Source organism: Nonomuraea sp. NEAU-A123 (assembly GCF_018603905.1).
Classification (GTDB): Bacteria; Actinomycetota; Actinomycetes; order Streptosporangiales; family Streptosporangiaceae; genus Nonomuraea.
The window spans coordinates 95714-102329 of the sequence record NZ_JAHFZZ010000035.1; the positions used below are offsets into that span (position 1 = coordinate 95714).

General features: G+C 70.1%; 9 protein-coding genes. 7 read left to right on the top strand and 2 right to left on the bottom strand.

Annotated elements, in window-relative coordinates:
- Positions 1–98 precede the first annotated feature (98 nt).
- From KLK06_RS54615 to KLK06_RS54640, 6 genes are all read left to right on the top strand, one after another.
- Complete coding sequence (locus tag KLK06_RS54615) at positions 99–920, top strand: helix-turn-helix transcriptional regulator (protein WP_214643811.1); 822 nt, start codon at positions 99–101, stop codon at positions 918–920.
- Positions 921–1157, top strand: a complete 237-nt coding sequence (locus tag KLK06_RS54620) for a DUF397 domain-containing protein (RefSeq protein ID WP_214643800.1) — start codon at positions 921–923, stop codon at positions 1155–1157.
- Between the two features lie 99 nt (positions 1158–1256).
- Positions 1257–1502, top strand: a complete 246-nt coding sequence (locus tag KLK06_RS54625; protein WP_250907505.1) for a hypothetical protein — start codon at positions 1257–1259, stop codon at positions 1500–1502.
- 47 nt (positions 1503–1549) lie between these two features.
- Positions 1550–2308, top strand: coding sequence for a hypothetical protein (locus KLK06_RS54630; RefSeq protein ID WP_214643802.1), 759 nt, complete (start codon positions 1550–1552; stop codon positions 2306–2308).
- A gap of 21 nt (positions 2309–2329) precedes the next feature.
- Entirely contained in the window at positions 2330–3217 is an 888-nt protein-coding gene (locus KLK06_RS54635) for a hypothetical protein (protein WP_214643803.1), read from the top strand.
- Positions 3217–3483, top strand: coding sequence for an RNA polymerase sigma factor (locus KLK06_RS54640; RefSeq protein ID WP_214643804.1), 267 nt, complete (start codon positions 3217–3219; stop codon positions 3481–3483). The genes KLK06_RS54635 and KLK06_RS54640 overlap by 1 nt, the downstream gene beginning before the upstream one ends.
- Positions 3484–3502: 19 nt before the next feature.
- Here the strand turns inward: KLK06_RS54640 and KLK06_RS54645 are convergent, their stop codons facing one another.
- On the bottom strand, positions 3503–4087 hold the full coding sequence (locus KLK06_RS54645) for a histidine phosphatase family protein (protein WP_214643805.1): 585 nt from the start codon (positions 4085–4087) through the stop codon (positions 3503–3505).
- Positions 4088–4145: 58 nt separating this feature from the next.
- Here KLK06_RS54645 and KLK06_RS54650 point away from each other — a divergent pair, with 58 nt between their 5' ends.
- A complete protein-coding gene (locus tag KLK06_RS54650) occupies positions 4146–5114 on the top strand; it encodes a zinc-binding dehydrogenase (RefSeq protein ID WP_214643806.1) in 969 nt (322 codons plus the stop codon).
- Here KLK06_RS54650 and KLK06_RS54655 read toward each other — a convergent pair.
- Entirely contained in the window at positions 5104–6015 is a 912-nt protein-coding gene (locus KLK06_RS54655; protein WP_308168935.1) for a TIGR03621 family F420-dependent LLM class oxidoreductase, read from the bottom strand. The two genes, KLK06_RS54650 and KLK06_RS54655, sit on opposite strands and share 11 nt — an antisense overlap.
- Between the last annotated feature and the right edge of the window lie 601 nt (positions 6016–6616).

Here is a 6616-nt window from a genome sequence, read left to right on the forward strand (position 1 = left end):
TTCGGCCGTGGAGTGACAGACTGTGTGCTAAGGAAACGACCAAGGAGCAGCACGTGTCCCTCGATCCGCCCGGTTCAGGTTCGACCGTTCGGCGCATCATGCTTGGCGCCAGTTTGCGGCGGCTGCGTGAAGCCAGCGAGCTCACCCGCGACCAGGCCGGATTCCACATCCGGGCGTCCGAGTCCAAGATCAGCCGTATGGAACTCGGTCGCGTCGGATTCAAGACACGCGATGTGGAGGACCTGCTCACCCTGTACGGCGTCGTCGACGACGCCGAGCGCCGTGCTCTGCTGGAGATGGTCCGCGAAGCCAACACCCCCGGGTGGTGGCACAAGTATTCAGCCGTTCTGCCCGCGTGGTTCACCACGTACGTGGGGTTAGAGGAAGCAGCCAGCGTGATCCGTACCTATGAGGTGCAGTTCGTGCCTGGCCTGTTGCAGACGGCTGCGTACGCGCGCGCGGTATACCGACTCGGCAACCCCGATGAGACCCCTGGGCAGATCGAGCGCCGCGTGCATCTGCGCATGCAGCGACAAGAGCGCTTCACGCAGAAGGACGGCCCGCGACTGTGGGCGGTCATCGACGAAGCGACCCTCAAGAGGACCATCGGTGGGCGGGAGGTCATGTCCGAGCAGCTTCAGCATCTGCTGGAAGTCGCCGCCCTTCCCAACATCACCATTCAGGTGATGCCCTTCAGATACGGCATGCATGCCGCTGAAGGTGGCGCTTTCAGCATCTTGCGATTTCCCGAGTCCGACTTGTCGGACGTTGTCTATGTCGAGCAGCTCTGGGGTGCCCTGTACCTGGACAAGCGTGAGGACATCGATCCATATCTCACGGCTATGGAGCAGTTATGCGTGGAGAGCACCACGCCAGGGGGCACAGTCGAGCTCATCGGCGGTCTTCTCAGAAAGATGTAGATGAAGCAGACCTATAACGGCATGCCCGCGGCCGACCTCAAGCAGGTCGCCTGGCGCAAGAGCCGCTACAGCAACTCACAGGGGAACTGCGTCGAACTCGCGAAGCTCCCCGACGGCGGGGTGGCGGTGCGAAACTCACGCTTCCCCGATGGCCCGGCCCTGATCTACACCCGCGACGAGATCCGGGCCCTCGTGCTCGGAGTGAAGGATGGGGAGTTCGACGGCCTGCTGGTGTAACAGGCTGTTAACCTCCGGCGCGGCTCCTTAACGGGGGCGCGCCGGAGGCGTAACCGCCCTGCCTCCTCAGACCTCCATGATCGGGACATGCTCGACCAGATGACTCTCTATCCGATCGCCGACGACGTGCTCTTCGCACCCGGCGGCAAGGTCGTGATACGCACCTACGGCGTCGCGCCAGCGGCCTCCGGCGGCGTCGTCTCCTATCGCACCTGGGTCACGGGCGTCCGTGACCAGCCGCGTTACTGGCACTGGGGGCATTTCGAGGATGCCGCCTCCGGGCACCGCAGGGTGCTGGAGTGGCTGACGGGGAGGGGGCCGCAGCCTACCCAAGCGGTCGCTTGATCAGCTAGGGTGAGGGCCGAGCAATCGCTTGGTCAAAGGAGCCCTGGATGCGGCGTGGGATCTACCTTCTCGAAGAGGTCGACTTCCGGCCGATGAACTCGCGCCGGCCGATGGAGTACCTGACCTGGCTGACCCGCTACAAGCGCGAGGACGAGGCCCGCCAGGCGCCCACACTGACCTCCGGCATGTCCATCAGATCCCGCGAGATCGACCTGGCCGGCGCCTTCTACGCGGTGGGCATCACCGGCCACCCGCAGTTCAAGGCGGTCACGCTGTGGGACTGCCACGGCGGCTGGGACGGCGGCTGGCGCCAGATGATGGAGATCTACCGGGGGGTGGACGACCGCCTGTTCCTCTCCGACATCGACGACCTGCGCTTCTCCGCGTTCTCCCGCCCGCTCGGCGCCGTGCCGGGCTGCCCGGACCTGAGCGAGGTGGACACCGCCGAGTTCTACGTGTTCGAGAGCGCCCGCGTACGACCCGGCGCCGCCCTCGACTACCTGGAGGCGGTCCGCACCGAACGCGCCCCGCTGCTGGCCGAGCACGGCCACCACCTGGTCGGCCTGTACGAGGTCCTGTTCTGCGACACCGAGGCCGTCACGGTCTGGGGCGTGTCGCTCGACGACCACCTGAGCACGCAGCGAGCCCGTGACGCCGCCCTCGGCCTCGACGACGAGGTGCCGCCCGACCCGCGCCTGCTCGACTGGGCCAGGCGGGCCCGCGACTTCCTCGACGGGCCGTGGCGCGAAACCCTCCTGTCCCCGTTCCCCGGCAGCCGTCTGGCGCCCGGAGGCGCATCGGGTTAGCGTCAGGCTGCGGAGGTAGCCATGACGGACTCGTACCTCTATAACGGGCAGGGCTCCGACGACCACGTCGCCTCGTGTCCGGACTGCAGCGCGGCCATCGCGCTCCTCGACGCCCCGGGCGAGGCGATCGCCCCACCCCCCAGACTGCGCGACGCGATGCTGTCCAAGGCGCGGCTGCGACGCAGCCCCGCCGAGACCGCCGTCGCGGCCGTGGCCGTCCCCTATGCCCAGCAGGTGGCGCTCATGGACGAACTGCTGGGCGAGCTGAGCGTGGCGCAGTGGGAGGCGCCCCTGGCCAGGCACGGCACCGTACGCGGCATGGTCGAGCACCTGGCCGCCAACGACGCCAGGGTCGCGGCCTTCATGGGCGTACCGGCCGTCGCCGCCCTGCCGGTCCACCGGCGCTGGCGCGAGCAGGCCGGATCCCTGCTCGAACGCGTCTCCGGCAGCCCCGGCCTGCTGCTCGGCGTCGAAGTGGAGCTGGCGGGGACGGGTGACCGCCCGGCGCGCGGGCCGCTGCGGCACGCGATGATCCAGCGGACGTTCGAGACCTGGACGCACGCCGACGACATCAGGAGCGCCACCGCCAGGTCCTCGGCGCCCCCGGACGACGAGCACGTGCGCATGATCGCCGAGTTCGGGCTGGCCATGCTGCCCAGGGCCGTCAAAGGGCCGCGCCGCGACGTGGCCGCCACCGTCGTGCTGACGGGCGCCGGCGGTGGCACATGGACGGTCCCGCTCTCGCCGACGCCGGACCGCGTCGCCGTGCTGGTGTCGGCGGACGCGGTCCACTTCTGCAAGCTGCTGGCCAACCGGTGGCCGCCGGGCTCCTTCCCGTACGCGGCCGAGGGGGATCCCGCGCTCGCCCGCGAGCTGATGCGGGCCGCGGCCACGCTGGGGTGTGACTGATGGCCGCCGACCTGGACCTGCACGCCCGGCTGGTGGCGGGCGACCTCGACGCGCTCGCCGCCGCCTACGACGAGCACAGCCCCTTCGTGTACGGGGTGGCGGTCAAGATCACGGGGAGCCGGGCGTTCGCCGAGGAGATCACCCAGGACGTGTTCGTCGCGCTGTGGGAACAGCCGCTGTCGTACGAGCCCCGGTACGGCTCGCTGCGCGGCTGGCTGGTGAGCAAGGCGCTGCACGCGTCGGCCGTACGGGCTGAGGTCGGCTGACCGGCGCATATGTGCTGGGTCAGGTGACCGGGGCGTTCCAGGTTGTCACCACGGGCTCGGCGTGTTCGAAGCCGAGCCGTGAGTAGGTGCCGGTGTCGAGCTTGAGCAGGCGGCCGTCGGCGGGCGGCAGGCCCAGCCAGCGGGCCGCCAGCACGCGCAGGAAGTGCCCGTGCGCCACCAGTGCCACCCGTCCCTCGGCCGCCTTCGCCCTGGTGATCACCCGGTCGGCCCGGGCTCCGACGTCGGCCGCGCTCTCCCCGGGGTGCTCGGCGTCGCCGGGGATCACGCCGTCACGCCACAGGTACCAGCCCGGATGGGTCTCCCGGATCTCCGGCGTGGTGATGCCCTCGTAGCCGCCGTAGTCCCACTCCCACAGATCCGCGTCCACCTCGTACGCCTCCAGCCCGGCCAGCTCCGCCGTACGGCGGGCCCGCTGGGCGGGGGAGACCAGCACCAGATCGAACGGCACCTCCTTGACCAGCGGCGCCAGCGCCCGCGCCTGCTCCTCGCCGCCGGGCGTCAACGGCACGTCGGTGCGGCCGGTGTGCTTGCCCGCAGTGCTCCACTCTGTTGCGCCGTGCCTGAGCAACACCATCTCATCCATGCCTCCCATCATCCGGCACGGTTGACCTCAACCGTGGTTCAGGTAGCAGGCTCGGAACATGCACGCGATAAGGCTCCATTCCTTCGGTCCCGCCGAGAACCTCCGCTACGAGTCCGTTCCCGACCCCACCCCAGGCCCCGGCGAGGTCCGCATCACCGCACACGCCATTGGTGTGCACTTCATCGAGACGCTGTTCAGGCGGGGCATCCCCGTCGGCCCGCACCCCGTGCCCGAGCTGCCCACGACGTTCGGTCACGAGGTGGCGGGAGTGGTGGAGTCGGTGGGTGACGGCGTCGACCCCGGCCTGCTGGGCAGCCGCGTGGTGACCGCCGACGTGACATCGGGCGGCTACGCGTCCCTCGCCGTCGCGCCCGCCGCCGGTGTCGTGATGCTTCCGGACCACTTGGAGTACGGTGCGGCGGTCGCCATGCACACGACCGGCGCCACCACGCTGGGGGTGCTGGAGGTCGCACCCGTGACCGCCTCGGACGTGGTGCTGGTCATGGCCGCCGCCGGCGGGATCGGCACCCTGCTCGTCCAGCACGCCCGCCGGGTGGGCGCGACGGTCGTCGGTGCGGCGGGCGGCCCCGCGAAGGCGGCCCGGGTCCGCTCGCTGGGCGCCGATCTGGCGGTCGACTACGACGCGCCCGACTGGACCGACGTGGTGCGGGAGTCGATCGGCGACGTCACGATCGTCTTCGACGGGGTGGGCGGCAAGCTCGGCAGGGGTGCGTTCGAACTCCTCGGCGAGGGTGGGCGGCAGGTCGTGTTCGGGCAGGCGTCGGGGGAGTGGTTCCACCCTGAGGAGGCCGAGCTGAAGGCCCGCGGTGTGACCTCGTACAACGCCATCGGCCACCTGCTCGGCCGCGAGGGTGGCGTCACCGACCTGCGCGACCAGGCCCTGGAGGCGGCGGCGAACGGCGAGCTCACGCCCGCGGTCCAGTCCTTCCCGCTGACGGAGGCCGCCGCCGCCCACGCGGCCCTGGAGAGCAGGAACACCATGGGCAAGGTGATCCTCATCCCGTAGCGAGTTCCTCGACGATCGGGGTGAAGGCGTCGAGGTCGCGCTCGTGGTGCACCACGAAATACGAAATATCGTGCTCATCCCGCCAGTGGCGGAGCTTGTCGACTATGTCGCGATGGGTTCCGAGGAGCACCTGGGGCGTCTCGTCCAGTTGTGAGGTGTCGGCGGCGCTCCAGGTCTCCTCCGGCTTGCGCACGCCCACCTGGACCACGCTCGTGCCCAGTTCCAGCCGGTCGTAGCGGTCGCCGGCGGCCGTGCGCACCGTCTGGAGCTTGTCCATGAACGCCTGCCGCCCGCCGTCGCTCCCGTCGGGGCCGGAGCCGTCGGCGCGTACCCGCATCCCCAGGTTCACCACGTCGGCCTCCCGCGCGGCCAGTCGCAGCATCCGCGGCCCGCCCCCGCCGAGCAGCAGTCGCGGATGCGGCCGCTGCACGGGCTTGGGCTGCTGGTCGAGCGCCCGGATCTGGTAGTGCGCCCCGTCGAAGCTGAACGGCCCGTCACCCCACAGCCCCTTGAGCACGGCCACGGCCTCACTCAGCCGCTCCACCCGCACCCCGGGCGACTCGAACCGCAGACCGGCCTGCTGGTAGTCGTCCGCCATCCAGCCGGTCCCGAGCCCGACGTCGAGCCGCCCGTCGGACAGCACGTCGAGGGTCGCCGTCTCCTTGGCCAGCACGGCCGGATGCCGGAAGTCGTTCGCGAACACGAGGGTCCCCATCCGCAGACGCGTCGTGGCACTCGCGGCGGCGGCCAGCGCCGCCACGGGGGCGAATCGCGGCCCGACCAGGTGGTCGGGCACGAGCAGCACATCGAACCCGGCGCCCTCCAGCCGCCTGGCCTTGTCCGCCCACGCCTTGCCCGACTCCGCCTGCCGCACCACCGCCCCAAACCTGAACCGCCGCACGGGCCTCTCCCTCGTCTTCTCATTTGAGCAAGCGCTTGTATTTCCCGCCAGCTTAAAGCCGACGACCCCACCCAGCACCACCCGAGCCGCCGTCCACCTCTGCTGTCCACCTCTGCCGTCCACGTCGGTCGTCCATGTGCGCCGTCCATGTGCGCCGTCCATGTCCGCCGCTCACGTCCGTTGTCCGCGTCTGTTGTCCGCGTCCGTTGTCTGTGCGCGTTGTCTGTGCGCGCCACCCGCGTCTGCCGTCCGCGTTCGCTTTCGGGGCCATCGTGCTGGCGTGCCCGCCGACCGTGCCCGTGGCTGCCCGCCGTACGTGCCCTGTCGTGTGTGCTCGCCGTGCGTGGCTTCGGTTCGGGCCTTTCTTTCCTTTACGGCACGGCCGGGTTGGCCGCCACCCGCCGTTCGTGGCTGAGGGCCTCCAGGACTCTGTTGGCCGATTCGGCTGGTTGATCACGGGTTTGAGGCGCAAGATGGGTGTGGGCCGCGGCGGATCGAAGGGGGTTCGCCATGTCGTTGCGTCCCAGACCTGTTCCTGCGGTTCCGGCGGCCACTGCGCGTATCGCGCGGGCGGCTTTCCCGAAGGGGTGTCTGGCCATCC

Excerpts from the sequence above, each read along its gene's own strand:
- KLK06_RS54615 (WP_214643811.1), top strand. The coding sequence starts at position 99 with ATGCTTGGCGCCAGTTTGCGGCGGCTGCGTGAAGCCAGCGAGCTCACC.
- KLK06_RS54620 (WP_214643800.1), top strand. The coding sequence starts at position 921 with ATGAAGCAGACCTATAACGGCATGCCCGCGGCCGACCTCAAGCAGGTC.
- KLK06_RS54625 (WP_250907505.1), top strand. The coding sequence starts at position 1,257 with ATGACTCTCTATCCGATCGCCGACGACGTGCTCTTCGCACCCGGCGGC.
- KLK06_RS54630 (WP_214643802.1), top strand. The coding sequence starts at position 1,550 with ATGCGGCGTGGGATCTACCTTCTCGAAGAGGTCGACTTCCGGCCGATG.
- KLK06_RS54635 (WP_214643803.1), top strand. The coding sequence starts at position 2,330 with ATGACGGACTCGTACCTCTATAACGGGCAGGGCTCCGACGACCACGTC.
- KLK06_RS54640 (WP_214643804.1), top strand. The coding sequence starts at position 3,217 with ATGGCCGCCGACCTGGACCTGCACGCCCGGCTGGTGGCGGGCGACCTC.
- KLK06_RS54645 (WP_214643805.1), bottom strand. The coding sequence starts at position 4,087 with ATGGATGAGATGGTGTTGCTCAGGCACGGCGCAACAGAGTGGAGCACT.
- KLK06_RS54650 (WP_214643806.1), top strand. The coding sequence starts at position 4,146 with ATGCACGCGATAAGGCTCCATTCCTTCGGTCCCGCCGAGAACCTCCGC.